The sequence below is a fragment of the Kitasatospora sp. NPDC101157 genome (assembly GCF_044768255.1).
Lineage (GTDB): Bacteria > Actinomycetota > Actinomycetes > Streptomycetales > Streptomycetaceae > Kitasatospora.
Genome location: NZ_JBIWPL010000015.1, coordinates 30314 through 55219 on the forward strand (window position 1 = coordinate 30314; position 24906 = coordinate 55219).

Annotated in this window: 22 protein-coding genes; 15 read left to right on the top strand and 7 right to left on the bottom strand. The window is 74.6% G+C overall.

Features of this window, described 5'->3' with window-relative positions; genetic code table 11:
- Positions 1–121 precede the first annotated feature (121 nt).
- Positions 122–1705 carry an alpha/beta hydrolase gene (locus ACIRVF_RS26340; RefSeq protein WP_402822548.1) on the bottom strand — a complete coding sequence of 528 codons (1584 nt, stop codon included), beginning with the start codon at positions 1703–1705 and terminating at the stop codon, positions 122–124.
- A 224-nt stretch (positions 1706–1929) separates the two neighbouring features.
- Positions 1930–2925: a GTP 3',8-cyclase MoaA gene (gene moaA, locus ACIRVF_RS26345; RefSeq protein WP_402822551.1), complete on the bottom strand. Its 996-nt coding sequence runs from the start codon at positions 2923–2925 to the stop codon at positions 1930–1932.
- A gap of 141 nt (positions 2926–3066) precedes the next feature.
- Between moaA and ACIRVF_RS26350 the strand changes: the two genes are divergently transcribed.
- The 5 genes from ACIRVF_RS26350 (at position 3067) to ACIRVF_RS26370 (ending at position 8150) form a co-directional block, all read left to right on the top strand.
- Positions 3067–3672: an NTP transferase domain-containing protein gene (locus ACIRVF_RS26350; protein WP_402822554.1), complete on the top strand. Its 606-nt coding sequence runs from the start codon at positions 3067–3069 to the stop codon at positions 3670–3672.
- Positions 3673–3834: 162 nt separating this feature from the next.
- The gene (locus ACIRVF_RS26355) at positions 3835–4695 is read left to right on the top strand and encodes a hypothetical protein (protein ID WP_402822557.1); all 861 of its coding nucleotides are present in this window, start codon (positions 3835–3837) and stop codon (positions 4693–4695) included.
- Between the two features lie 202 nt (positions 4696–4897).
- On the top strand, positions 4898–5755 hold the full coding sequence (locus ACIRVF_RS26360) for a hypothetical protein (RefSeq protein WP_402822560.1): 858 nt from the start codon (positions 4898–4900) through the stop codon (positions 5753–5755).
- Between the two features lie 157 nt (positions 5756–5912).
- On the top strand, positions 5913–6839 hold the full coding sequence (locus ACIRVF_RS26365; RefSeq protein WP_402822563.1) for a (2Fe-2S)-binding protein: 927 nt from the start codon (positions 5913–5915) through the stop codon (positions 6837–6839).
- Between the two features lie 237 nt (positions 6840–7076).
- Positions 7077–8150 carry a DUF2637 domain-containing protein gene (locus tag ACIRVF_RS26370; protein ID WP_402822566.1) on the top strand — a complete coding sequence of 358 codons (1074 nt, stop codon included), beginning with the start codon at positions 7077–7079 and terminating at the stop codon, positions 8148–8150.
- Between the two features lie 31 nt (positions 8151–8181).
- On the opposite strand, the gene ACIRVF_RS26375 is transcribed toward ACIRVF_RS26370, so the two are convergent.
- The gene (locus ACIRVF_RS26375; RefSeq protein ID WP_402822569.1) at positions 8182–10434 is read right to left on the bottom strand and encodes a SpoIIE family protein phosphatase; all 2253 of its coding nucleotides are present in this window, start codon (positions 10432–10434) and stop codon (positions 8182–8184) included.
- Positions 10435–10822: 388 nt separating this feature from the next.
- On the bottom strand, positions 10823–11392 hold the full coding sequence (locus tag ACIRVF_RS26380) for an ATP-binding protein (protein ID WP_402822572.1): 570 nt from the start codon (positions 11390–11392) through the stop codon (positions 10823–10825).
- 500 nt (positions 11393–11892) lie between these two features.
- On the opposite strand from ACIRVF_RS26380, the gene ACIRVF_RS26385 reads away from it, so the two are divergent.
- The 4 genes from ACIRVF_RS26385 to ACIRVF_RS26400 all read left to right on the top strand — a co-directional run bounded on the left by ACIRVF_RS26385 (position 11893) and on the right by ACIRVF_RS26400 (position 16126).
- Positions 11893–12603 carry an urease subunit gamma gene (locus ACIRVF_RS26385; protein ID WP_402822575.1) on the top strand — a complete coding sequence of 237 codons (711 nt, stop codon included), beginning with the start codon at positions 11893–11895 and terminating at the stop codon, positions 12601–12603.
- Positions 12600–14321, top strand: a complete 1722-nt coding sequence (locus ACIRVF_RS26390) for an urease subunit alpha (protein ID WP_402822577.1) — start codon at positions 12600–12602, stop codon at positions 14319–14321. Before ACIRVF_RS26385 ends, ACIRVF_RS26390 begins: the two co-directional genes overlap by 4 nt.
- Positions 14322–14360: 39 nt before the next feature.
- On the top strand, positions 14361–15404 hold the full coding sequence (locus ACIRVF_RS26395; RefSeq protein ID WP_402822579.1) for an agmatine/peptidylarginine deiminase: 1044 nt from the start codon (positions 14361–14363) through the stop codon (positions 15402–15404).
- A gap of 86 nt (positions 15405–15490) precedes the next feature.
- Positions 15491–16126 carry a TetR/AcrR family transcriptional regulator gene (locus tag ACIRVF_RS26400; protein ID WP_402822580.1) on the top strand — a complete coding sequence of 212 codons (636 nt, stop codon included), beginning with the start codon at positions 15491–15493 and terminating at the stop codon, positions 16124–16126.
- A 10-nt stretch (positions 16127–16136) separates the two neighbouring features.
- Here the strand turns inward: ACIRVF_RS26400 and ACIRVF_RS26405 are convergent, their stop codons facing one another.
- On the bottom strand, positions 16137–17162 hold the full coding sequence (locus ACIRVF_RS26405; protein WP_402822582.1) for a MerR family transcriptional regulator: 1026 nt from the start codon (positions 17160–17162) through the stop codon (positions 16137–16139).
- A gap of 301 nt (positions 17163–17463) precedes the next feature.
- Positions 17464–19098, bottom strand: a complete 1635-nt coding sequence (locus ACIRVF_RS26410) for a hypothetical protein (protein WP_402822583.1) — start codon at positions 19096–19098, stop codon at positions 17464–17466.
- A gap of 328 nt (positions 19099–19426) precedes the next feature.
- Between ACIRVF_RS26410 and ACIRVF_RS26415 the strand changes: the two genes are divergently transcribed.
- The 4 genes from ACIRVF_RS26415 (at position 19427) to pth (ending at position 22208) form a co-directional block, all read left to right on the top strand.
- The gene (locus ACIRVF_RS26415; RefSeq protein ID WP_402822586.1) at positions 19427–19954 is read left to right on the top strand and encodes a hypothetical protein; all 528 of its coding nucleotides are present in this window, start codon (positions 19427–19429) and stop codon (positions 19952–19954) included.
- Between the two features lie 103 nt (positions 19955–20057).
- Complete coding sequence (locus tag ACIRVF_RS26420) at positions 20058–20720, top strand: DUF3105 domain-containing protein (RefSeq protein ID WP_402822589.1); 663 nt, start codon at positions 20058–20060, stop codon at positions 20718–20720.
- Between the two features lie 83 nt (positions 20721–20803).
- The gene (locus tag ACIRVF_RS26425; protein WP_402823000.1) at positions 20804–21436 is read left to right on the top strand and encodes a DUF305 domain-containing protein; all 633 of its coding nucleotides are present in this window, start codon (positions 20804–20806) and stop codon (positions 21434–21436) included.
- Positions 21437–21623: 187 nt separating this feature from the next.
- Entirely contained in the window at positions 21624–22208 is a 585-nt protein-coding gene (gene pth / locus ACIRVF_RS26430) for an aminoacyl-tRNA hydrolase (protein ID WP_402822592.1), read from the top strand.
- On the opposite strand, the gene ACIRVF_RS26435 is transcribed toward pth, so the two are convergent.
- Positions 22198–23655 (bottom strand): MFS transporter, encoded by a 1458-nt coding sequence (locus tag ACIRVF_RS26435; RefSeq protein ID WP_402822595.1) that lies wholly within the window; start codon positions 23653–23655, stop codon positions 22198–22200. The two genes, pth and ACIRVF_RS26435, sit on opposite strands and share 11 nt — an antisense overlap.
- Positions 23656–23799: 144 nt before the next feature.
- Between ACIRVF_RS26435 and ACIRVF_RS26440 the strand changes: the two genes are divergently transcribed.
- Together ACIRVF_RS26440 and ACIRVF_RS26445 are read left to right on the top strand one after the other, a co-directional pair.
- Positions 23800–24315 (top strand): MarR family winged helix-turn-helix transcriptional regulator, encoded by a 516-nt coding sequence (locus ACIRVF_RS26440; protein ID WP_402822598.1) that lies wholly within the window; start codon positions 23800–23802, stop codon positions 24313–24315.
- Between the two features lie 61 nt (positions 24316–24376).
- Positions 24377–24886 carry a GNAT family N-acetyltransferase gene (locus ACIRVF_RS26445; protein WP_402822601.1) on the top strand — a complete coding sequence of 170 codons (510 nt, stop codon included), beginning with the start codon at positions 24377–24379 and terminating at the stop codon, positions 24884–24886.
- Positions 24887–24906 lie beyond the last annotated feature (20 nt).

Below are 24906 nucleotides of genomic sequence, written 5' to 3' on the forward strand. Positions count from 1 at the left end.
GCACTGAAGCATCCGGCTTCCCGAGCCGGGAGCCGGGCCCCGGGAACCCTGACCCGAGGCCCGAACTCCCCAGGGGGCGTGCCGCGTTCGCGCGGCGCGCCCCCTCTTCGCGTTCCCCGGCTCAGTCCGAGGCGCAGCGCGTCCCGGCGGCCGGCAGCACCCCGTCCACCAGGAACGCCGCGACGGCGTCGCGCACGCACCCGCTGCGGTCCCAGGACATGTGCCCGTCGCCGTCGCGGGTGAGCAGCACCCCGTGCTGCAGCCCGGCCGCCATCCGCTGCGCCCACGCGTACGGCGTGACCGGGTCGTCCGTCCCGCCGATCACCAGGATCGGGGCGCTGCCGACGGCCGTGACGGTGTGGGGCTGCTCGGTGGAGCGGTACGGCCAGCGGCGGCAGTCGGGGTCGAGCAGGGTGATCCGGGTGTCGTGCCGGCTGGTGAGCGGGGCCCGAGCGGCGAGGTCGGCGAGGGCGGCGCGCAGGTCCGCGTCGGTGGGGGCGAGCGGGGCGTCGGCGCAGTGGATGGCCGCGTAGGCGTCGGCGGCGGTGTCGTAGTGGCCGTCCTCGTCGCGGCCGGTGGTGCCGTCGGCGAGCCTGAGCAGTTCGTCGGCCTCGCCGTGGGCGAGGGCCGGGTCGAGGGCGGCGCGCAACCGGGGCCAGTTGCGGCGGCCGTCGCCGAGGGCGTCGAGGACGCCAGTCCAGGCGAGGGCGGCGGTGAGGGTCCGGCCGTCGCGGGCGGGCAGGGGGTGGTCCTTGAGGCCGTCGAGGAAGTCGGCGAGGCGCTGGGCGGCGCCGGCCGGGTCGCTGCCGAGCGGGCAGCTGTCGCCGTCGGCGGCGCAACCGGCGGCGTAGGCGTGGAAGGCGGCCTCGGTGGCGGCGGCCTGTTCGCCGTTGAGGTGCATCAGGTCGGTGCTGCGTTCGACGGCGCCGTCGAGGACGAGCCGGCCGGTGCGGTCGGGGAACTCCTCGGCATAGAGGGCGCCGAGGTAGGTGCCGTAGGAGAGGCCGAAGAAGTCGAGTTTGCGTTCGCCGAGGGCGCCGCGCAGCACGTCCATGTCGCGGGCGGTGTTGCGGGTGCCGAGATGGGGGAGCACGTCGGCGTACTTGGCGCGGCAGGCGTCGGCGAGGACCTGGCCGTGGTCGTAGGCCGGGTCGTCGGTGGCGGTCCAGCGGTCGCGGGTGCGGTCGTCCAGGCAGTGGACGGGGAGGGTGCCGCCGGCGGCGCGCGGGTCGAAGCCGACCAGGTCGAAGTGGTCGCGAAGCGAGCCCTGGTTGCCCTTCCAGCGCCGGGCCAGGTTGACGCCGGAGATGCCGGGCCCGCCGGGGTTGAGCAGGAGGGCGCCGGTGCGGTGGCCGGGGTCGGCGGCGGGCACCCGGGCGACCGGGACGTCGGTGGTGCGGCCGCCGGGGTCGGCGTAGTCCAGCGGGACCTTGAGGGTGGCGCACTGCAGGACGGGTTCGTCCTGGCCGTCGGGGTCCGCGTCGGCGTCGCAGGGGGTCCAGTCGAGCCGCTGGTCGTAGAAGGCCCGCAGGGCCGGGGAGGTGTCGGCGGCGACCCGCTCGGCGAGGGGTGGGCGGCTCGCCTGGGTGCCCGCGTCGCGTGCGTCGCCGGTGCCGGAGCCGGAGCAGCCGACGGGCAGGGCGAGGAGAAGGGCGGCGAGGGCGGCGACGGCGGTCAGGGCGCGCCGCGGGGGGCGGGGGGTCATCGGGGACACCGCCCACGAATACCACCCGGCGCGCTCCCGGGGCACCTCGCCCTCCCCGTCCCGTCGCGGTCTTGTCGCGGCTTTGACGCCGCGGCGGTGAAACGTTTCGTCAGCCGCCGCACTGCTCCGGCGACCCCCCGCCCCCAGCCCGGGCTGCCCGCCGACCCGTTGCCCCGCCGGGCCCCGTCCCCCGCCGACCCGGTGCCCCGCCGGGCCCGCCGCGCTCAGCCGCCGATCGCCGACATCGGCCGCTCTGGCCGGACGAAGTCGGCGCTGCCGATGGCGTGGCCGGGTCCCTTCCCGGCCACCGAGGCCCGCCAGGCCGCCTCGATCCGCGCGTCGTCCGCGCCGCCGCGCAGCAGCGCGCGCAGGTCGGACTCCTCGGTGGCGAACAGGCAGTTGCGCAGCTGCCCGTCGGCGGTCAGCCGGACCCGGTCGCAGCCGCCGCAGAACGGCCGGGTGACGGAGGCGATGACCCCGATCACCGTGTCCGTCCCGGCGATCCGCCACTCCTCCGCCGGGGCGTTGCCGCTGCGCCCGACCGGGACGAGGTCGAAGCGCTCGCCCAGCCGGGCCAGGACCTCGTCGGCCGTCACCATCGCGGCCCGGTCCCAACTCCCCTGCGCGTCCAGCGGCATGGACTCGATGAAGCGCATCCGGTAGCCGTGCTCGACCGCGAAGGACGCCAGCTCCGCGATCTCGTCCTCGTTGACCCCGCGCACCGGCACGGCGTTGACCTTCACCGGGTCCAGCCCGGCCGCCTTCGCCGCCGCCAGTCCGGCGAACACGTCACCGATCCGGTCCCGCCGGGTGAGCGCCGCGAACCGGTCCGCGCGCAGCGTGTCCAGGCTGACGTTCACCCGGCCCAGCCCCGCCTCCCGGAGCTGCACCGCCGTACGTGCCAGGCCGATCCCGTTGGTGGTCAGCGACAGCTCCACCCCCAGCTCCGCCAGCCGTCCGACCAGCCCGGGCAGCCCCCGGCGCAGCAGCGGCTCCCCGCCGGTCAGCCGCACCGAGCGCACCCCCAGCCGGTGCACCGCGATCCGCACCAGGCGCACCACCTCGTCGTCGTCGAGCACCTCCGCGCGGGGCAGCCAGTCCAGCCCCTCCGCCGGCATGCAGTAGGTGCAGCGCAGGTTGCAGCGGTCGGTCAGCGAGACCCGCAGATCGGTGTGGACCCGTCCGAAGCGGTCCACCAGCGGGCGCGGTGCGGTGTTCATCGACCCAGTACAGGGGCAACCGCGCCGCCGGACCAGCGGCCGAACCACCGGGGAGCGCCACCGACCTGCGCCTTCGCCTTGTGGATTCGTACAAGCCGCGAACCGCTGCGCGGGCGCCCCCGGAGCGGGCAGGCTGGGCGCATGCAGAACGCAGCGCCCGCCGCAGTCCCGGCCCTCGTCCTCGCCGCCGGGGGCGGACGCCGGCTCGGCGGGCGGCCCAAGGCGCTGATCCGGTACGCGGGCCGGCCGCTGGTGGAGCACGCGGTGGCCACCGTACGGGCCGGCGGCTGCCCGGACGTCACGGTGGTACTGGGGGCGGACCGCGGCCGGGTCCGCTCCACCGCGCACCTGCCGGGCTGCCGGCTGGTGGCCAACCCGGACTGGACCCAGGGCATGGGCTCCTCGCTGCGGGCCGGGCTGGCCGCGCTGGCGCCGGACGCCCCGGCGGTCCTGGTGATGCTGGTCGACACCCCTGGAGTCACCCCGGCCGCGGTGGCCCGGCTGCTGGCCGCGCACCGGGCCGGCGCCGACCTGGCCGCGGCGGCGTACGGCGGCCGGCGCGGGCACCCGGTGCTGATCGGCGCGCGGCACTTCGCCGAGGCGGTCGAGGGCGCCGCCGGCGACGCCGGGGCCCGCGCCCTGCTGGCGGCGCACGCCGCGGAGCTCGTCCTGGTCGAGTGCGCGGACGTCGCCGTCCCGGACGACCTCGACACCCCCGCCGACCTGGCCCGCTGGTCCGCCCGCTGACCTCCCGCCGTACGCCGACGGCGCCTCCTCCCTGCGATGGGTCCGGCCGAGCCGGCTGCCCTGATCTGTCCCTGAGGATTGCCCCATTCCGCGCCCAGGACGGGAGGTTTCGGGGAGCATGGGAGCCATCCACCCACCCGACCCCGACGGACGGAGCCCGCGATGGCAGGACTGCCCGACGACTTCACCGGACACGACCCCGCGCGGCCAGGGGCCGGGGCGGGCGGTGCCGCCCGGGCGATCCGCTGCCCCGCCTGCCGCCGCGAGCACCTGTACGAGCCGCCCTCGCTGCCCTGCCCCTGCGGCGCCTCCCTGAAGGTGCCGCTGCTGCGCGGCGGGGTGCCGGTGCAGGTGCGGTTCCGCTCCTGGGAGGACTCCTGGCTGAGCATGCGCTGCCCGCACTGCGGCCGCTCCGACCAGTGGCCGCAGCCCGAGTTCACCTGCAACTGCGGTGCCACCGTACGGCTCCCGGTGGACCGCACCACCCGGCTGGGCAGCGGCACGGCCGGCCCGCTCGCCGCCCCCGGCCCGCAGGCCTCCCGCCCGTACCCGGCGCACCCGGTGAACACCCCGGTGCCCGCCCCGCCCGCGGCCCCCGGCGGCTCGGCCGGCCGCTCCCGCCCGTTCCGCCACCGCGCCCCGTTCCGGCCCCACCCGGTGCGCACCTCGCAGGACGCGGTGTTCACCGCCGCCCGCTACCTGGAGTGGCTCGGCTTCGACGACCTGGAACTGACCGAGGCCCAGGAGCGCGACGGGGTCACCCTGCTGGGCAGCCGGATGGTCGCCCAGGTCGACACCTGGACCGAGCCCGCCGACGTGAAGTCGGTCGAGTGCCTGTGGCTGCAGACCCTGCACGCCGAGGAGATGGCCGCCGCCATGTTCACCCTGGCCGGGTACTCCCACCAGGCCACCGTGCGCGGCGAACAACTGCTGGTCGCCCTGTTCAGCCTGGACCTGGCCGGGGTGCCGCAGCCCGCCAACGGCGCCGCCGAGGCCCTGATGGAGACCGGCTGGACCTCCTGACCCGACCGCCCACTCCTCTAGATCATCTGCCCGGCAAAAGCAACAACCTCCGCTCGTGATCTGGTGCACAAGCTCGCCCCCGTGTTGAATTGCCGCCACAGCGCGGGCCTTTCGCCCTGCCGTCGCCATGCGCACGGTCGCGGCGGCAGGGCCCCAGGGGCAGGTCCGTGCCCTGCTGGATGGCGCACACAAGGAGGTGGCGTTGTCGGAGCACGGATGGAGCCCGAACGGCCCGGACGGACGGGGGCGGGCGGCAGCGGAGGAACCGGGCGACACCGTGTGGCGGCTGCGGTCCCGGGGGTGCTGGCAGGAGGCCGCCGAACTGCTGCGCCCGGCCGCCGAACACGACCCGACCGTCGCCCTCGCACGGGCCGAACTCCTCATCGAACAGTGCCTGTTCACCGCCTCGCAGTGGGCCCAGGCGGAACAGGCGTTACGACTCGCCGAGGCCCTGGCGGAGGGCACCGAACAGCGCGCGGCCGCCGCCTGCGCCCGCGGCTTCCTCGCCTACCTGGCCAGCGTCCTCGGCCCCCGCGACCGCCTCGACGAGGCACAGGCCGCACTCGGCCGCACCTCGGCCCTGCTGCCGCCGGACGCCCCGGGCCGCCCACTGCTGGACTTCCGCCGCGGACTGGTCGCCGAGAACCTGCTGCGCGACCGCAGCGCCGCCTGGATCGCCTACCGCCGGGCGCACGACGGCGCGGGCGAGCGCGGGGACGAACTGCTGCGCTCCTACACCTGGCGGCACCTCGCCGCGCTGGCGCTCTCGCGCGGGGAGCGCGGCAACGCCCGGGAGGGCTTCGACGCCTCCCTGCGGCTGCGCGAGCAACTCGGCTTCACGGTGGGGGTGGCGCCGGCGCTCGCCGCGCTCGCCGAGGTGTCCGAGCCCCCCGAGGCCGCACGGCTGCGCGCCGAGGCCACCCGTCTGGTGCACGCCCTGGGCGGTGTGCCGGTCTGGCTCGCACGCCAGCTGTCCAGCACACCACCGGACACCGTGCGCACGCCGGGGGCTCCCCCGGACGGGCGCACGGCCGGGGAGACCCGGGGAACGATCAGCTAAGGTGAGCCTAACCTGTCCGGGGAGAGCAGTGCCCCGGACGGGTCGCCTTGCCGTTCCCCGGGCACCGCCGCGCCCCGGTCCGGCCGGGCCCGGCGCCTCGCGGCCGGGCCCGCCGGTCGACCCACCGGCGGGCCCGGTCGACCCGATGGGGCCCGCCATGACCGCGAGCAGCACCCGGCCCGGCCCCGCGCCGTACGCCCCCCGCACCACCAGGGCGCACACCCCGGCCCACGCGCCGGACGCCACCACTCCCTGCGCGCCCTCGTACCACCGGCTGACCGCGTCGACCCCGATCCTGGACGTGCACTGCGCCCCGCCCCGCCGGGGCGGCGGCTGGCTGCCCGTCGCCGACCTCACGGCCGACCCGGCCGCCGTGCGCGAACTGGTCGCCCACGACGCCCGGCAGGGCCTCGCCCGCTACGGGCGGCCGCTGCGCCCGGACGTGGCGGCCGGATTCGGGCTGCACCGCCTGGTCTGGTCGGTCTCGCTGCTGTTCACCGTGCCGTGGTTCCTGGAGCGGCGCGTCCCGCTGCTCGCCCCCGACGACGTCTCGCTGCGCCGCGGCCCCGCCACGGCGGAGCTGACGGTGCGCCCGGAGGCCTTCGTCTGCCTGCCGGACGACCCGGCGGCCGGCTCGCCCGGGGCCCGCACGGCGCCGGACGAGGACGCACTGGCCGCCCAACTTCGCTGCTCGCTGGGCGAGTTCCTCGCCCCGGCACTGACCGCCTTCGGCCTGCGGGTGCGGCGCGGGCCACGGGTGCTGTGGGCGATGGCCACCGACGCGGTGGTGGAGGGGCTCTGGTACGCGAGCGGACTCCTCGGGGAGCGGGAGCGGGCGCGCGCCGAACTGTCCGCGCTGCTGGCGCCCGGAGGACCGTCCGCCGAACCGGCGTGCGCGCCCGGCGCGGGCCCGACCCCCGCCCCCTCCCCGGCCCCGTTCACCCCGGGCGCCGGTTTCGCGCCCACGGCGCCCGGCCGCACCGGCGCTTCGAGTACGGACCGGGCCCGGGCCAGCTGTTGCCTCGTCTACACCGCCGAACCCGGGGAGATGTGCGGCGGCTGCCCCCGCGTCACGCGACGTTGACGGAAATCCGTCCGATTCAGGATTCGAAAAGCCCGTAATTCCGGGAACCTCCCACGCCGAATTCATATGAACATGCGATTGGCGACGGGTCAGAAATCCCTCTCCCCAGCGCATTGACGGCGAATCCGCCTTCCGCCCGCCGGGCATCCGTCATGATGGTCCCCGCCGCGCTGCTGGAACGCAGTGGGCGGCGCAGGAACACGACGCGCGAAGCAGAAAGCGAGGCTGGTTCCGGCGATGAAATTGTCCGACATACCGCTCGGCTGGGCCGTCACCGGGGTAGCGGGGCTGCTGGTCAGCGCCCTCCTGGTGGCCCTGGCCCGAAGCCGGGGATCCGCCGCCGGCGGGGATTCCTGGGAGCGATCCGAGGAACGGCGCCGCAACAAGGAATCCCTGTACGGCGCCGCCTCCTACACGCTGCTGTTCTGCTGCGCCGGGGTCGCGGCCGCGCTCTCCTTCCACGGACTGGTCGGCTTCGGCGTGCAGAACCTCGGCCTCTCCGGCGGCTGGGAGTACCTCGTCCCGTTCGGGCTCGACGGCGCCGCGATGTTCTGCTCGGTGCTCGCCGTCCGCGAGGCCAGCCACGGCGACGCGGCGCTCGGCTCCCGGCTGCTGGTCTGGCTCTTCGCCGGCGCCTCGGCCTGGTTCAACTGGGTGCACGCCCCGCGCGGCCTCGGCCACGCCGGCGCCCCGCAGTTCTTCTCCGGCATGTCCCTGTCCGCCGCGATCCTGTTCGACCGGGCGCTCAAGCAGACCCGCCGGGCCGCACTGCGCGAGCAGGGCCTGGTGCCCCGCCCGCTGCCGCAGATCCGCATCGTCCGCTGGCTGCGCGCCCCGCGCGAGACCTACGCGGCCTGGTCGCTGATGCTCCTGGAGGGCGTGCGCAGCCTCGACGAGGCGGTGGACGAGGTCCGCGACGACAAGCGGGAGCGCGCGCTGGAGAAGGAGCGCCGCAAGCTGGCCGGCCGCCGGGAGCGGGCCGAGATCCGGGCGATCAACCGGAGCAGCAGCCACTGGCGTGGACGCGGCGGCGCCGCCCGGCAGTTGGAGTCGGCCGGCTCGGAGTCCGCGATAGCCGGCGGGCCCGGGGCGGAGCGTCCGGCGGGCGCGCGGGAGGTCGGGGCCCCGGCCGCGCCCGAACCCGGTGCGCGCGAGGTCGAGGCGGCCGAGGGCACCGTCGTCCAGCCCGGCCTGCCGGCCCGTCCGGAGCGGCGCACCATCGACCTCACCGTCGACGAGGACACCGTCACCCTGCCCCGGCTGGACTCGCTGGAGCGCAAACTGAAGGATCTGGAGCAGCAGTTCGGCTGATCCGTTCCGGGCCGGCCCCGGCCCGGAACGGTCAGGCCGCGTTCGCGACGCTGAGTTCGAACCACATCCGCTTCCCCGATCCGCGCGGCTCCACGCCCCACGAGTCCGCCAGCGCCTCGACCAGCATCAGCCCGCGACCGGAGGAGGCCTGCTCCCCCGGCGTCCGGCGGGTCGGCCACAGGTCCGACTCGTCCTCCACCTCGACCCGCAGCCGGGCCCGGCCGCCGTCCGAGGCCGACTCCCGGTAGAGCCGGGCGGTGAACATGGCGTCCCGGTCGGTGTGCCGGATCGCATTGGTGACCAGCTCGGAGGAGAGCAGTTCGGCGGTGTCGATGACCTCGGCCACGCCCCAACGGCGCAGCGCGTCGCGCAGTTCGGCACGGACCTCGGCCACCCGCGCCAGGTCGGCCTGGCCGATCCGGCGGCGCAGCTGCTGGGCGGCGAGCCCGCCCGCCGGGCCGTCCCAGCGCAGGAGCAGCAGCGCTATGTCGTCCTCGCGCTCGCTGGAGTCGGAGGCCTGGGAGGCGATCCGGTCGGCCAGCTCCTCCAGCGGGTCGCGGGCCGACTCGTCGGCGACCGGCAGCGGGCGGGCCAGGGTGCCGGTCAGCCGCCCGATGCCCTCGTCCAGGTCCATGCCGCGCGCCTCGACCAGGCCGTCGGTGCACAGCAGCACCGTCTCACCCGGGTCCAGGCTGAACCGGGTGACCCGGTACTCCTGGTCCGGGTCGATGCCCAGTGGCAGCCCGCCGGCCACCGGCACCACGGCGGCGGTGCCGTCCGCGCGGCGCACCACCGGGTCGAGATGGCCGGCCCGGACCGCGTAGACCACGCCGTAGTCCACGTTGACCTCGGCGTAGGTGCAGGTCGCGAAGTGGTCGGTGTCCAGGTCGGCGAGGAAGCGGGAGGCCCGGGCCATCACCGCGGCGGGCGGGTGACCCTCGGCGGCGTAGGCGCGCAGCGCGATCCGCAACTGGCCCATGATCCCGGCGGCGTGCACGTCGTGGCCCTGGACGTCGCCGATCACCAGGCCGACGTGCCCGCCGGGCAGCGGCACCACGTCGTACCAGTCGCCGCCGATCTGCAGCCCGGAGCCGGCCGCGAGATAGCGCACCGCGGTGGTCACGCCGGAGATGGAAGGGACGGTGCGCGGCAGCATCACCCGTTGCAGACCGGCCGCCAGCTCGTGCTCGGCGTCGTGCAGCCGCGCCCGGGCCAGCGACTGGGCGACCAGCCCGCCCAGGGTGGACAGCAGGGTGCGCTCGTCGGCGTCCAGCTCGCGCTCGTCGTCGAAGCTGACCACGCAGACGCCGATCGCCCGGCCGCTGGCCACCAGCGGCAGGTACGCCCAGGAGCCGCGGCCGGTGCGGCTGGTCTGCTCCCAGACGTCGGGGTGGCGGTCGCGGAAGTCCTCGCGGCTGGAGATGAAGACCGGGGCGCGGTGCCTGAGCGCCTCGGCGGCCGGGTGGCCGGCCGGCAGCACGGTGCGGTCCCAGACGGCGAGCGCCTGGGAGCGGTAGCCGGAGGCGCCGAGGATCCGGGCCCGTCCGGCCTCGAAGGAGGCGAGCACCAGGCCGTCCGGCGGCAGTCCGGGCAGCGGCAGCTCGGTGAACACCCGGGCCACGTCACGGACGGTGACCGCTTCGGAGAGGGCCCGGGCGGCTTCCTTGATGAACCGGGAGCGCTCCTCGCGCAGCAGGGCGAGCCGGTCGGCCCGGTCGCGCTTGTGCAGCTCGACGGTGGCGTCCCAGACGAAGCCCACCATCCGGGAGGCGCGGCCGAAGGCGTCCGCGAGCACCCGGCCGCGGAAGCGCACCGCCCGCATCGTCCCGTTCGGCCCGACGGTGCGGTAGTAGGCGCCGCACTGGCCCAGCTCGGCGACGGCCCGCTCGACCCGGCGGCGCACCACGGGCGCGTCCTCGGGGTGCAGCAGGGACAGGAAGGAGGCGGCGGTCCGGTCGAAGCGGTCCCGCTCGACGGAGTCCAGGCCGAGGATCATGCAGGCCCGCTGGTCGCCCTCCAGGACGTCGCGGCGGATGTCCCAGTCGAAGGAGCCGATGCCGTTGGCGGCCATCGCGGGCTCCAGCCAGTCCGGCATGGAGTCGCCGGAGGAGGGCGGCAGTCCGCCGGACAGCACGGGGGCCAACCGCCCGGCGGTGAGCGCCGGGGACGTGCGCACGGGGTTCCGGCGGGTGGCCTGGGCGGGCGGACGGACGGCTGGCAGCGGCTCCACGGCGGACGCGCCGGGAGGAAGGGCCGGCCCCGGCGACTCGGACTCAGTGGGCATGCTGCTCCTGCCGCTGCCGTGGCGGACCGCGCCGACCGTCCGGACGGGCCGCGTGGCGGTGTGATGGGTCGTGCTGGATCGGACGGTGCCGACGGACGGTGGTCAGTCGAGGTTCGGTCTCCCCGCTGCTTCCCGCACGTGGACACACATTCCCACCATCCTGGCCAATGTTCGGCCGAGCGGCAATGGCAACGGGCCGGAAATCTTGCGCCCCGCCTTGTGTTCAGGGCTTGCTCCGTGGACGGATCGATCGGCGGCGAACGATCCGTCGGGCGCGGGGGTGCGAGGCGCCCAGCCCGGGCACGCGGTTCGGGGTCTGCGGCTCGGGGCGCACGCTTCGGGTACGCGGTTCGGGGCCTACGGCTCGGGGCGCGGTTCCGGGCCGCGCCTACGGGAGGGCGAGCTCGAACCAGGTGACCTTGCCGTCGCCCCGCAGCTGCACGCCCCACGAATCCGCGAGCGCCTCCACCAGCAGCAGCCCCCGGCCCGAGGTCGCGTACTCGGGCTCCGGATCGCGCCGACGCCCGGGCAGCCGGCTCGTGCCGTCCTCCACCTCGACCCGCAGCCGGCTGTCCGAGCCCAGCACCGCCTCGAAGACCGCGCCCTTGGTGGTGTGCAGCAGGGCGTTGGTGACCAGCTCGGAGGTGAGCAGCTCGGCGGTGTCGGACAGCTCCGGCACCCCCCAGTGGCTCAGCGCCGCGCGGAGCCGGTGCCGCACCGCGCCCACCGCGACCAGGTCGGCCGGGTCGAGCGTCAGGTGCAGCCGGCGGTGCAGCGCGCACCCCGGGGCCGGCGCACCCGGCAGGGTCGTCCCGGTGCCGATGCCGGTGCCGGTGCCGGTCCCCACTCCGGCCCCGGTGCCGACGCCGTTGCCGTTGACCGGGCCCTGGACCGGCCCGGACCGGTAGGCGTCGCCCGAACTCGTCCGCTGCCGCGGGAATCGCGACTGACCGTCCATCACCACATGCCCCCGCCCTCGAATCCGGGCCCCCGCCTCCGGATCCCCCGCCGGCCGGGTGGCCCCCTCGTTCTGACCACCCATCCTCATGCCCAGTTGACGACGTTTGCAACAGTGTGCGTCCGATCACGTGGGGTGAAAGGGGCACGGAGAGGTTCACGTGATCCAACTGCCCGCGCCGGACAGGTTTGCGAAGCGCAGAGGCTCTTTTCGAGCCCGCCCCCACCCGATCCCGCGCACACCCGGCGCCCGTACGGACCGTGCGCGGGCCGCGCGCCCCGTCTCCTTTACGACGGCGCGCCACCGCCCGCGCGCCCCCTTTCCCGCGCCCTCACCCCCACCGCACGCCCGACAAGCCGAACCCCCGCGGAGCGGCAAGGCTGGACACGACGCCCCCGTGCGGGTTCAATGACCCGAGATGTTTGAACGACGTTCTAACATCACCCGGAAGCCCCGGCCCCCGAGCCGACCCCCTCCCCGGCGACCGCGAGCGAGGAACCGTGCGACTGACCCCCACCGAGCGGGACCGACTGCTGATCTTCACAGCAGCCGAACTGGCCCGCGCCCGCCGAGCCCGGGGCGTACGCCTCAACATCCCCGAGGCCACCGCCCTGATCGCGGACACCGTCTGCGAGGCCGCCCGCGACGGCCGGCGCCTGGCCGAGGCCATCGAGGCCGGCCGCTCCGTGCTGACCGCCGACGACGTGCTGCCCGGCGTGCCGGACGTGGTCACCGTCGTCCAGGTCGAGGCCGTCTTCGACGACGGCACCCGCCTCGCGGTCGTCAACGACCCCTTCAAGGGCGCCGGCTCGCTCGGCGACGAGGCCCCCGGCGGTGCGCTGATCGGCGACGGCGCCGGCTACGACCCGGTCGAGGAGACGCTGCTCATCCCCGTCCACAACACGTCCGCGGTGCCGATCTCGGTCACCTCGCACTTCCACTTCTTCGAGGCCAACCCGCGCCTGGCCTTCGACCGCGCCGCCGCCTACGGCACCCACCTGGCCGTCCCGGCCGGCTCCTCGGTGCGCTTCGACCCCGGCGCCACCGTCGAGGTCGGCCTGGTCCCGATCGGCGGCGCCCGGGTCGCGATCGGCTTCGCCGGGCTCGTGGACGGCCCCCTGGATGCGCCCGGCGCGAAGGAGGCCGCCCTTGAGAAGGCCCGCGCGACCGGCTACCTGACCCGCTTCGACGACTCGGAGGTGCCCTCGTGAGCTCCATCTCCCCCCACGACTACATCTCCGTCCACGGCCCGCGCGCCGGTGACCGGATCCGCCTCGGCGACAGCGGACTGATCGTCCGCGTCGAGTCCGACTCCCAGGCGCCCGGCGACGAGTTCCTGGCCGGCTTCGGCAAGACCGCCCGCGACGGCCTCCACCTCAAGCCCGCCGCCGTCCGCGACACCTGCGACGTGGTGATCAGCAACGTCCTGGTGATCGACGCGATCCAGGGCATCCGCAAGACGTCCATCGGCCTGATCGGCGGCCGGATCGCCTCGATCGGCCGGGCCGGAAACCCGGACACCCTGGACGGCGTGGACGTGGTCGTCGGCACCGGCACCACGATCGTCTCCGGCGAGGGCCTGATCGCCACCGCCGGCGCCATCGACACCCACGTCCACCTGCTCTCGCCGCGGATCATGGAGGCCTCGCTCGCCTCCGGCGTCACCACGATCATCGGCCAGGAGTTCGGCCCGGTCTGGGGCGTCGGCGTCAACTCGCCCTGGGCGCTGCGGCACGCCTTCAACGCCTTCGACGCCTGGCCCGTCAACATCGGCTTCCTGGGCCGCGGTTCGTCCTCCGACGAGGCCCCGCTGATCGAGGCGCTGGCCGAGGGCGGCGCCTCCGGCTTCAAGGTGCACGAGGACATGGGCGCCCACACTCGGGCGCTGGACACGGCGCTGCGGGTCGCCGAGGAGTACGACGTCCAGGTCGCCCTGCACACCGACGGGTTGAACGAGTGCCTGTCGGTCGAGGACACCCTCAAGGTGCTGGAGGGCCGGACCATCCACGCCTTCCACATCGAGGGCTGCGGCGGCGGACACGTCCCCAACGTCCTCAAGATGGCCGGCGTGCCGAACGTCATCGGCTCCTCCACCAACCCCACCCTGCCGTTCGGCCGCGACGCCCTCGGCGAGCACTTCGGCATGATCGTCTCCGCGCACGACCTCAAGGTCGACCTGCCCGGCGACGCCGCCATGGCCCGCGACCGCATCCGGGCCGGGACGATGGGCGCCGAGGACGTCCTGCACGACCTCGGGGTCATCGGCATCACCTCCTCCGACGCCCAGGGCATGGGCCGCGCCGGCGAGACCGTGCGCCGCACCTTCGCCATGGCCGGCAAGATGAAGGCCGAACTCGGCCCCCTCGACGGCACCGGCTCGTACGGGACCACCGAGAGCGGCGACGACAACGAGCGCGTGCTGCGCTACATCGCCAAGCTCACCATCAACCCGGCCATCGCCCACGGCCTCTCCCACGAGGTCGGCTCGATCGAGGTCGGCAAGCTCGCCGACATCGTGCTGTGGCGCGCGGACCACTTCGGCGCCAAGCCGCAGCTCGTCCTCAAGTCCGGCTTCCCCGCGTACGGCGTGGTCGGCGACCCCAACGCCTCCACCGACCGCTGCGAACCGCTCGTCCTCGGCCCGCAGTTCGGCGCCCACGGCGCGACCGCCGCGGACATCTCGGTGGCCTTCGTCGCCCAGGCCGCCGCCGACGCCGCCTACCTCGACCGCCCCGCCGACGGCCTCCCCACCCGCCGCCGCCGCGTCGGCGTCCGGGGCACCCGCGGCATCGGGCCGCGCGACATGGTGCGCAACGCCCGGGTCGGCCACGTCGACGTCACCGAGACCGGGCTGGTCTCCCTCGACGGCTCGCCGCTGCGCTCCGAACCCGCCGACAGCGTCTCCCTCAGCCGCCTCTACTTCCTCTGACCGCCGGCTCCCGCCGCCCCACCCTCTTAGGACTGCGCGATGACCACCCCCACGCCCGCCTCCCTCGGCTACCGGATGCCCGCCGAATGGCACCCCCACGACCGCACCTGGATGGCCTTCCCCACCACCAACCCCACCTTCGACGGTCCCGAGCAGCTGCACGCCGCCCGCCAGGCCTGGGCCACCGTCGCCGACACCATCGTCCGGTACGAGCCGGTCACGCTGATCGTCAACACCGGTGAGACCGCCGAGGCCCGCAAGTACGTCTCCGAGCAGGTCGAGATCGTCGAGCGCCCGCTCAACGACGCCTGGATGCGCGACATCGGCCCGTCCTTCCTGATCGACGGCAAGGGCTCGCTCGCCGCCGCCGACTGGATCTTCAACGGCTGGGGCGCCCAGTCCTGGGCCCGCTGGGACAAGGACCAGCACATCGCCGAGCACATCGCCGAGCTGACGGACGTCCAGCGCTTCGCATCCCGGCTGATCAACGAGGGCGGCGGCATCCACGTCGACGGCGAGGGCACCGTGCTCGTCACCGAGACCGTCCAGCTCGGCGAGGGCCGCAACGCCGACTGGACCAAGGAGGAGGTCGAGGCCGAACTCCACGCCTTCCTCGGCACCACCAAGGCCGTCTGGCTGCCGCGCGGACTCACCCGCGACTACGACGAGTTCGGCACCCGCGGCCACATCGACATCGTCGCCTCCTTCGTCCGCCCCGGCGTCGTCGTCGCCCACGTCCAGCCCGACCCCTCCCACCCGGACCACGCCGTCTGCCAGGAGCTGGTCGCCATCCTGCGCGCCTCCACCGACGCCCAGGGGCGGCAGCTGGAGGTCATCGAACTGCCCGCCCCCACCGTCCTGTTCGACGAGGACGGCGAGCCGGTCGACTACTCCTACATCAACCACTACGTCGCCAACGGCGCCGTCGTGCTGTGCGCCTTCGACGACCCCCGCGACCAGGAGGCCGCCGGCATCCTCGCCGAGGCCTACCCCGGCCGCACCGTCGAACTCGTCGACGCCCGCGAGATCTTCGCCAACGGCGGCGGCATCCACTGCATCACCCAGCAGCAGCCCAAGGCCTGACGCCCGTCGGCGACCGGGGTGGGGGCAGCCGCCCCCGCCCCGGTACCCTTCGGTCCTCCCCTCCTCCTCCAGGAAGCAGCCCCACCATGGCCGACCCCCGCCCGCGCCGACCGGCGCGCCCCCGCGAGGAGGTCTTCGCCACCGCCCGGGCCGCCATCGCCGAACACGGGCTCGCCAAACTCACCATGGCCGGCCTCGGCAAACAGCTCCAGATGAGCGCCGGACACCTGCTCTACTACTTCGGCAGCAAGGACCAGCTGCTGCTGGAGACCCTCCGCTGGAGCGAGGACCAACTCGGCACCCGCCGCCGCGAGGCCCTCACCGACCCCGCCCTCGACCCCTGGCAGCGGCTCGACGCCTACGTGCGCCTCTACCTGCCCGAGGGCCCCGGCGACCCGCGCTGGATCCTCTGGGTCGAGGTCTGGGGCCGCTCCCCCGCCAGCGCCGAACTCCGCCGGGGCCAACAGGAGATCGAAGCCCCCTGGCAGGCCGACCTGGTCACCCTCATCGAACAGGGCACCGCCACCGGCCACTTCACCCCCGGCCCCGCCCCGGCCCGCGCCGCCCAACTCCGCGCCCTCCTCGACGGCCTCGCCGTCCCCATCGCCATCGGCCTCCCCGACACCCACCCCCCCACCGCCCTCACCCACGCCACCACCGTCGCCACCATCCTGCTCCGCACCTGGACGAACGAGCCCGAGGGGTACTTTCGCGGTCGGTGACCGCAGGCGGTCAGCGATCGCTTGACGGGCTGCCCGGTCCGGTCGTTGAGCATCCCCTGGACTCGTTCAGGGCTCCGGGGTGGTTTCCACTGCGGTGACTACGCGTCGCGGTCATCTCGCAGGGCCTGGAGAGCCAGGAGTACACCGGGATCAGGTTCGGTACCACCTGCCAGCCGTTGACGATCCACACCAGCCGCCAGTACCGGTCCACCCGGGGATCGTGCGCCTCTTCGAACTGCTGGGCCATCCAGTCCCGGAATTCCGTGTCAGGGGTGCGTGCGAACACCTCGGCGAAGCGGTGTACGAGGTCGTCGACGACGGGTGCAGCCCTGGCGCTGAGTGGGTCGATGCCCGACTCCAGGGCCTCGACCACCTTCTGACGGGCGTACTCCATCAGTTCCTCGCCGGCCTCGCTCTCGATCCCGATCGTGCACCCGGCGGCCTGGCACATGGCCGTTCGGCGGATCCGGGCCCGGAAGTCCTCGTCGCCGACCAGTTCGGCGAGTTCCACCCACGCGGCGACCTGCTCGCTGGACGGATCATCGGGGAGGTCGGGAGTGGCAGCGCGAACCATGGCCGCCACGGCCGGGTCGGCATCCACTGTGCCGAAGGTGCCATCCATGAAATCGTCGATCAGACGCCGGCGTTCCTCGCCGGACAACTGCGTGAGCCTGTGCACGAGCTTGGTCTCCTCGGAATCGGACCCGCGTCTGGCCACGACTCGCAGAACGCTCCGACGCAGTCGCAGCATCCGGATCTGGACGTCCATGGCGTCGGCGTGCGCCGCGGCGACTTGCGCCACCGAGAGTTCGCGGTCCAGTACCCGTTGAATCGTGGCCAGGTCCACGCCCAGCTCGCGCAGTGTGCGGAGGAGTTCCAGACGAAGCAGTGCGTCGAGGTCGTAGAGCCGGTAACCGGCGGGACTTCGGGTGGTCGGCGCTACCACCCCCGAATCGGAGTAGAACCGGATGGTCCTCACGGGCAAGCCGGTTCGCCGGGAAAGCTCCCCGATCGAGTAGAGGGTCGTACCGTCCATGTCCCCCCACTCTGCTGTCTCCAGTCACTGGAGACTCAAGGCTATTCCCCCTTCTCGCGCAGCGGCCCGGGGTTGTTGCCTCGGCGACACCGGTGAGCCCGACCCGCGGAGGAAGTGGATCAGGCGTCGGAGGTGGGGCAGCGAGTCGGCCAATCGGCCAGTGGTGCGCCGGGAGTCGGCCCCGTCGACGAGCAGGGCTGAAGCCCGGCTCGGTTGGCAGCGGCATTGAGTGGAAGGGCCGCATGCCCAACCGGGGTGGAGCAGCGGGGCGTGTGGCGTGGCCGGGTGGGCCGAGGGGTGGTTACTCGGTCCAGATGGCGGCGGCGGTGCGGTCGTCGGCGTAGCCCTTGGCGCGGACCTGGACTTGGCGGAGGAAGTCGACGGTGCCCGGGGGGTGGGGGTGGGCCCAGTGGGTGGAGAGGAAGTGGGCGACGGCGGGTTCGTCGGCGATCGGGCGGGCGAGGCCGGAGGTGCAGAGCAGCAGGATGTCGCCCGGGGTGGCCGGGACCAGGCGGAAGCGGAACGGGCGCGGTTCCGGCACCGGGGCTTCCGGGACGGGCGGCTGGCCGTCCGGGTGGTGGAGCAGCCGGGCCGCGTAGGCGTCGATCCAGTGGCCGGAGCGCAGCAGGTAGAGCCCGCCGGGGCCGACGCCGAAGGCGGCGCGGTAGCCCGCCGCCGGGTCCAGCGACAGCAGCAGGCAGTGCAGTGCGGCCGGCGACGGGGTGTCGTCGCCCTCCTGCCGGGGTGCCAGTGCACGCAGCGGGGCGGCGGCGCCGATGGCCAGGCGTTGGAGGCCGTAGCGCAGGCGGTCCCGGGCACCGTCGCGCAGGTCGGCGGCCAGGCCGGCCCGGCTGCGGCCGATGGCGGCGGCGAGTTGGCGGCAGGCCTCGCCGGTTCCGGCGGCGACGGCCTGTGCGGTGAGCGACTCGTCCTCGCAGCCGCCGGTGCGGTCGTAGCCCGCGAGGACGGCGAGCAGCAGCCCGTCGGGGCCGTCGCCGAACCTGGTCACCAGCAGGCTGTCCCGGCGCGGCTCGCCCCGGTAGCGGGCGGAGTCGCCCCGGACGGAGACGGCGCGCAGCACGGTCGTTCCGTACTGGGCGCCCTCCAGCGCGGTGTCCGGTACGACGGTGTCGAGGGTGCCCGGGTCGGCCTCGGGGACGGCGGTCGGCTCGGGACCGTAGGTCGGCGGGCGCTCGCCGACGTGGGGGACGGCGGGGCCGCTGCCGGTGAGCGGGGCGCGGATGGCCAGGCGCGGGTCGGGGACGGGGACGGGGGCGGAGGCGGAGGCGGAGGGCTCGGGGTCGGGCTGCGGTGCGTGGTCGGGTTCGGGTTCGGGGGTCGGTTCCTTGGCCGCGACGGATTCGGGGCTGGGGGCCGAGACGGGGGCGGCCTCGGGTTCCGGTTCCGGTTCCGGTTCGGGCTCGGGCTCGGGTTCGGGTTCCGGCTCCGGTTCGGCCGAGAGCTGGGGCGCGGGCTTCTCCAGGGAGACGGGGGTGGGCGGCACCTCCGTGGCGGGCTCCGGCTCGGGCGCGGGCTCCGGCTCGGGCGCGGGCTCCGGCTCGGGCTCCGGTTCAGGCCCGGGCGCCTCCGCCCGGGGAACCTCGGCGGCGGTCCCGGTCGAGCCGCGCTGGTGTCCGATGCCGCCGCCGGTCCCCTCGATCACGCCGACCGCGGTGTCGAACCAGTCGTCGATGCTGTCCCGCGCCACCGCCGCTTCCACCGCCGACTCCGCGACCGGCTCCGCAGCCGGCTCCGGCTCCGCCGTCCGCTGCTGCCCGATCAGCCCCGCCGCCGTGTCGAACCAGTCGTCGACGCTGCCGTCGCCCGGGTCGGCGTGCGGGGTGTCGGGGAGGGTGCCCGCCGGCCCGTCGTAGACGGTGTCCCACCAGCCGTCGTCGGGCCGGGGCGGCTGTGCGGGTGCACCCTGCTTGGTCATCTGGCGGCTCCTGGTCGGTCCGTGGTCGCGCCGCCCCCGGCGGGGGCCGGACTGGCGTCATTGTCTCCAAGTGCAACGACCCTGTCCGGGTTTCGGCGACAACCGGTCACCGATCGGATCATCCCGGCCACCGCGTTCACCTGGTGCTTCGCCGACGGCGGGGCGGCGGAGCGGTACGGCCGTCACCACGACGTTCGTATCCGTTCCGTCCGTGCTTGCCGGATGTGCCCCGAGCAGGGCGTTTCCTGGTCATTGCGGGGCGTCGGCGGCCGAAAATGAGGGCCGATGGGGGGCATCGCTTCACCCGTTCGGCTGATTAAATGTGCGCATGACCGCGTCGGCCCCGAGCTCACCCCGACCGGGGAGGGCCGCATCGGCGGGCCGCCCGGCGGGTGCGCTGTTGGTCCTGCTGCTGGTCGCCCTGCTGACCGCGCTGCCGTGTACGGGCCTGGCGAAGGCGGACGCGTCCGCCCGTCCGGGACCGGCCCCGGTGGGGGCCGTCTCGGTGGTCAGTGCGGCGGAGGCCACCGCGCAGACCGCGCTCGCCCGCGACACCGCCCGTGACGCCGCGCGCGACGCCGCCCGGTCCTCCGACGGCCACCGCATCGCGGAGCAGCAGGACCACTGGATCCTGTGCACCGCCGACGGCCAGCCGCCGCACGACAACGGCTGCTCCAGCCATCCGTTCTGCCCGCAGGACGCCCAGCTGCCGAACCCGCCGCCGCATCCGCAGCCCGCCGCGTGGCCACTCGTCTCCCCGGCGCCCGAGGCGCTGCCCCGGGTGGTGCCCGCGGGCCTGCTGGACGGCCCGCACCCGGCCCCCGATCTGCACGAGCTCCAGGTCCACCGGTCCTGAGCGGAACCCACCGCCGACGCTCCCCGTCGGCGGGTCCGCCACTCCCCCCTCTTCAGCCGACCGTCGCCACCAGCCGTGCGCGGCGGGGACAAGGACAACCATCATGGGTTCCGTCTCGAAGCAGTCCAACAAGCCCGGCGCCAAGGGCGGCGTCGACCGCCGCGCCCGGATAGCCGAGCTGCGCGCCGCCGAGCAGCGCCGCGACCGCCGCAACAAGGTGATCGCCTCGGTGGCCGCCGGTGTGCTGGTGATCGGCGCGATCGCCACCGGCACCTGGCTCGTCATGGACCAGAACCAGAAGAAGAAGGACCGCGAGGCCGCCGCCAACGCGGACATCCCGGGCGTGAAGACCTTCGGCGACCTGAGCCGCAACCACGTCAAGGACAAGGTCAACTACCCGATGACCCCGCCGGTCGGCGGCGACCACAACGCGGTGTGGCTGGACTGCATGGGCCACGTCTACGACAAGCCGGTCGAGAACGAGCGCGCCGTCCACTCGCTGGAGCACGGCGCCGTCTGGGTGACGTACAACGGCAAGGCCACGGCGGACGACATCAAGCTCCTCTCCGACAAGGTCAAGGCCACCCCGTACTCGCTGATGAGCCCGTACCCGGACGAGCAGGGCACCATCACCCTGAACGCCTGGAGCACCCAGCTGATCGTGGACAGCGCCAGCGACCCGCGGGTCAACCAGTTCTTCACCAAGTACGTCCAGGGCAAGCAGACCCAGGAGCCGGGCGCCTCCTGCAGCATGGGGGAGATGTGACCGCCGACGGGACCCGCCCCGAGGAGTCCTCGGCAGCGGGCGCGCCGGAGGAGCGGAGCGCGGAGCGCCCCGGCCGCCGCCGGATGTGGTGGCCGGCCGCACTGGCCGCGGTGGTCGCGCTGGCGCTCGGGGTGCCGGCCCTGGTCGCCGGCGGCACGTCCGCCTCGGGTTCGGCCTCGATCGCCGTCCCCGCGGACGACTCGCCCGAGGCCGGGTTCGCCCGCGACATGGCGACCCACCACCAGCAGGCGGTGGACCTGTCGTTCATCGTCCGGGACCGCACGAGCGACGAGCCGACCCGCACCCTCGCCTTCGACGTCATCAACACCCAGGCCAACCAGCGCGGGATGATGACGGGCTGGCTCGACCAGTGGGGGCTGTCGCAGCACTCGACCGCCAAGCCGATGGCGTGGATGAAGATGGACCACGACTACCAGGCGCACGACGGTTCGCTGATGCCCGGCATGGCCACCAACACCCAGATGGCGAAACTGCGCACGCTCAGCGGGCGGGACGCCGAGGTGTACTACCTCCAGCTGATGATCGAGCACCACAAGGGCGGGGTCGAGATGGCCCAGGGCTACGTCGACATGGCGAAGAACGACGTCGAGAAGCGGCTCGCCCAGTCGATGGTGGTCGCCCAGACGTCCGAGGTGGAGCTGATGACCGACATGCTCAAGGAGCGCGGCGCCGCCCCCGGCGTGCCCGCGTCCTGACCCCGAAGTCCCGTCCAGCAGTTCGCCGCAGTTCCCGTAGTTCCCCGTGGTTCCCGTAGTTCCCGCAGTTCCCTCGTTCCCCCGGACGGCCGGGGCGCGTGAGCGGTCCCCCGACCGCCCGTACCGCGCCCCGGCCGTCCGCCGTCCGCCGTCCGCCGTCCGCACCACCTTCCTGGAGCACTCCCGCATGAGCACCGACGCGCCCTGGCTGATCGCCGGACTCGGCAACCCCGGTCCCTGGTTCCGGCTGACCCGGCACAACGCCGGCTTCCTGACCGTGGACCGGCTGGCCGAGCGGCACGGCGCCCGGTTCCGCCGGCGCGGGATCGGCGCCGTGGTCGCGGAGATCGAGGTGGACGGCCGGCCGGTGCTGCTGGCCAAGCCGCTGTGGTGGTCCATCAACCTGTCCGGCCGCCCGGTGGCCGCCCTGCTGCGCCGCTACGGGGTGCCGGTCGAGCGCCTGGTGGTCGTCCAGGACGACCTGGACTTCGCCTACGGCACCGGCAAGCTGAAGCGCGGCGGCGGGCCGGGCGGGCACAACGGGGTGCGGTCGGTGGGCGAGGTGCTCGGCACCCGGGACTTCGTCCGGCTGCGCTTCGGCATCGGGCGTCCGCCGAAGGGGCAGAGCGTCGGCGACCACGTGCTGAAGAAGTTCTCGGACGAGGAACTGGCCGCGATGCCGGAGGTGACGGACCGCTGCGCGGACGCCCTGGAGACGCTGGTGCGGCTCGGGCTGAACCGGGCCCAGGACGCCCTGAACGTCAGCGCGTAGCCGCCGCCGGACGGGACCGGGCGCCGGCGGGCCGGGTCAGCGCGACGGCGGCCACCGCGACGACCGCCAGCGCGACCAGCACCGTCCGCCCACCGGACGCCGCGCCCGCCAGGTGGACACCGAGCACGGACAGCGCCATGCCGAGCGCGGTGCCCAGGCTGCGCGCCATGTTCACCATGCCGCCGCCGACGGCCGAGCACTCCGCCGGGATCGCCCGCATCACCAGGGCGTTGTTGGCGGGCAGCAGCAGGCCCAGCCCGTACCCGGCGACCAGCAGCGGGGCCGCCACGGCCGCGGCCGAGACCGGCAGCACGGCGAACAGCAGCAGTCCGGCGGCGGCCAGGCCCGCGCCGAAGCGGCACCGGGTGACGTCCGACCAGCCCCGGGGCAGCAGCCCTCCGCCGACCGTCGCGGCGACGGCGAACGCGGCGGGCAGCACGGTGACCACCAGCCCGGCCACAGCCGTCGACACGCCCGCGCCGGTGAGCAGCACCGGGCCCAGCACCAGGGGGCAGAACAGCAGCAGGTAGCCGATCAGCGCGACCACCAGCCCGGAGCGCACGCCCGCGGTGTTGACCAGCCCGGGCGCCAGGATCGGCCGGGCCGCCCGTCGCTCCTGGCGCACCAGGGCGACGGCGAGGACGGCGGCGGTCAGCAGCAGGACGGCGACGGCCCAGCCGGGCAGCGGCAGGCCGGAGGCGGTGGACAGGGCGAGCAGCAGAGCGGTGGTCGCGCCGGTGAGCAGCAGCATGCCGGGCAGGTCGAAGCGGGGCTCGCGCGGGCCCCGGCCACGCCGCTCCGGGACCGGCGCGGGCACGCAGGTCCGGGTGCGGGGCAGCAGGTACCAGCCGGCCACGATGCCGAACACGGCGATCGGCACGTTCACCCAGAACACCCACTGCCAGGAGGCGTGCTCCACCAGCAGCCCTCCGACGCTGGGCCCGAGCGCCAGCCCGAGGCCCTGAGCGGCGGCCTGGATGCCGAGGGCGCGCCGCATCGCGTGCTCGGGGACTCCGCGCGCGACCAGGGCGACGCTGTTGGCCTGCATCATCGCGGCGCCGACGGCCTGCACGGCGCGGCAGCCGACCAGGACCCACAGGCTCTCGGCGAGCCCGGCACCGAGCGAGGACAGGCCGAAGACGGCGAAGCCGCCGATGTACACGGTCTTGCGGCCCACCAGGTCGGACAGCCAGCCGATCGGGGCCAGCAGGGCGACCAGGACGAGCAGGTAGGCGAGGGCGACCCACTCGACGGCGGCGAAACCCGCGTCGAAGTGGCGGCCGAGGGCGGGGAAGACCAGGGCGATGACACTGGCGTCGAGCTGGCCGAGGAAGGCTCCGAGACAGACGGTGCCGACGGCCAGCCAGTGGGCGTGGCGCCAGCCGGCTATGCCGCGGGGCCGGGGCCGCTCGGTGAGCAGGCGCGCGGCAAGGGCGGTGGCGTTCATGTCACAAATATATCGGATGCAGATATGTTCTCTCTACGATTTGCTCGTGCCGCGATACGACGGATCTCGCGCTGCGTCCACCCCGCGTCCGAGGGGCGGACGGCGCCCCGGGAACGCCCCGTACCAGGCGATACGCTGTCCGCCATGCCGTCGTCACCACACGTTCCCGACCTCGCCGCCGGAAGCCCCGACCCGGCGGTCGAGCACGCCCGGCGGCTGACCGACACCGTCACCCGGCTGCGCCGCGCACTGCGCAGCAGCATCCGCACCGACTACCCGTGGGAGTCCCTGCCGATGGCGCAGGTCGAACTCCTCCAGACCCTCGCCGCGGCCCCGCTGCGGGTCGGCGAACTCGCCGCCCGCCAGCGGCTCGCCCCCAACACCGTCAGCGGACTGGTCGGCAAACTGCTGGAGGCCGGGTTCGTCGACCGCCAGGCCGACCCCGGCGACCGGCGCACCGCCCGGATCGCCCTCACCCCGGCCGGACGCCGCCAGCTGGACGACTGGCAGCACGCCCACGAACGCCGGATCGCCACCGCCCTCGGCACCCTCGACCCGGCCGACCGCGAGGCCGTCGTCCACGCGCTGCCCGCGCTCGAACAGCTCGCCCGGGCCCTCGCCGAGCCGGGAAGCCTCACCGAGGGGACGTCGGTCGGCTGAGCCGGGTCGGCCTGAACAAAACGGGTGGCCGCCGGGACGCGGTGGCCACTAGCGTCCCGGCATGACCGACACCGAGGTACAGATCGAGCCCTGGACGGACGCCGACCTCGCGCTGCTGCGCCTGGTCAACACCCCGGAGATGAAGAAGCACGTCGGCGGACCGGAGACGGAGGAGCAGCTGCTCGTCCGCCACGGGCGCTACCTGGACTTCGTCCCGTCCGGCCTGGGCTGCATGTACCGGATCGTGCTGCTGCCCGAGGGCGAGGCCGTCGGCACGGTCGGCTACGGCACCCGCACCTGGGCCGGCGAGACCGTTCACGAGATGGGCTGGAACGTGCTGCCCGGGCACCAGGGGAAGGGCATCGCGGTGACCGCCACCCGGGCCGCCGTCGCGGCCGCCCGGCGGGAGGCCGCGCACCGCTTCCTGCACGCCTTCCCCTCGGTGGACAACCCCGCCTCCAACGCGGTGTGCGCGAAGGCCGGGTTCACACTGCTCGGCGAGACCGAGTTCGAGTTCCCGCCCGGCCGGTTCATGCGCAGCAACAACTGGCGGGTGGACCTCCGGGGCTGACGCCGTTCGCGCGCGCCCCG

What these genes read in the sequence shown, in the direction of transcription:
- ACIRVF_RS26415 (WP_402822586.1), top strand. Translation starts at nt 19,427, where the DNA reads ATGACCGCGTCGGCCCCGAGCTCACCCCGACCGGGGAGGGCCGCATCG.
- ACIRVF_RS26370 (WP_402822566.1), top strand. Translation starts at nt 7,077, where the DNA reads ATGAAATTGTCCGACATACCGCTCGGCTGGGCCGTCACCGGGGTAGCG.
- pth (WP_402822592.1), top strand. Translation starts at nt 21,624, where the DNA reads ATGAGCACCGACGCGCCCTGGCTGATCGCCGGACTCGGCAACCCCGGT.
- ACIRVF_RS26340 (WP_402822548.1), bottom strand. Translation starts at nt 1,705, where the DNA reads ATGACCCCCCGCCCCCCGCGGCGCGCCCTGACCGCCGTCGCCGCCCTC.
- ACIRVF_RS26355 (WP_402822557.1), top strand. Translation starts at nt 3,835, where the DNA reads ATGGCAGGACTGCCCGACGACTTCACCGGACACGACCCCGCGCGGCCA.
- ACIRVF_RS26425 (WP_402823000.1), top strand. Translation starts at nt 20,804, where the DNA reads ATGTGGTGGCCGGCCGCACTGGCCGCGGTGGTCGCGCTGGCGCTCGGG.
- ACIRVF_RS26410 (WP_402822583.1), bottom strand. Translation starts at nt 19,098, where the DNA reads ATGACCAAGCAGGGTGCACCCGCACAGCCGCCCCGGCCCGACGACGGC.
- ACIRVF_RS26400 (WP_402822580.1), top strand. Translation starts at nt 15,491, where the DNA reads ATGGCCGACCCCCGCCCGCGCCGACCGGCGCGCCCCCGCGAGGAGGTC.
- ACIRVF_RS26420 (WP_402822589.1), top strand. Translation starts at nt 20,058, where the DNA reads ATGGGTTCCGTCTCGAAGCAGTCCAACAAGCCCGGCGCCAAGGGCGGC.
- ACIRVF_RS26375 (WP_402822569.1), bottom strand. Translation starts at nt 10,434, where the DNA reads ATGCCCACTGAGTCCGAGTCGCCGGGGCCGGCCCTTCCTCCCGGCGCG.
- ACIRVF_RS26445 (WP_402822601.1), top strand. Translation starts at nt 24,377, where the DNA reads ATGACCGACACCGAGGTACAGATCGAGCCCTGGACGGACGCCGACCTC.
- ACIRVF_RS26380 (WP_402822572.1), bottom strand. Translation starts at nt 11,392, where the DNA reads ATGGACGGTCAGTCGCGATTCCCGCGGCAGCGGACGAGTTCGGGCGAC.
- ACIRVF_RS26440 (WP_402822598.1), top strand. Translation starts at nt 23,800, where the DNA reads ATGCCGTCGTCACCACACGTTCCCGACCTCGCCGCCGGAAGCCCCGAC.
- ACIRVF_RS26395 (WP_402822579.1), top strand. Translation starts at nt 14,361, where the DNA reads ATGACCACCCCCACGCCCGCCTCCCTCGGCTACCGGATGCCCGCCGAA.
- ACIRVF_RS26405 (WP_402822582.1), bottom strand. Translation starts at nt 17,162, where the DNA reads ATGGACGGTACGACCCTCTACTCGATCGGGGAGCTTTCCCGGCGAACC.
- moaA (WP_402822551.1), bottom strand. Translation starts at nt 2,925, where the DNA reads ATGAACACCGCACCGCGCCCGCTGGTGGACCGCTTCGGACGGGTCCAC.
- ACIRVF_RS26350 (WP_402822554.1), top strand. Translation starts at nt 3,067, where the DNA reads ATGCAGAACGCAGCGCCCGCCGCAGTCCCGGCCCTCGTCCTCGCCGCC.
- ACIRVF_RS26435 (WP_402822595.1), bottom strand. Translation starts at nt 23,655, where the DNA reads ATGAACGCCACCGCCCTTGCCGCGCGCCTGCTCACCGAGCGGCCCCGG.
- ACIRVF_RS26365 (WP_402822563.1), top strand. Translation starts at nt 5,913, where the DNA reads ATGACCGCGAGCAGCACCCGGCCCGGCCCCGCGCCGTACGCCCCCCGC.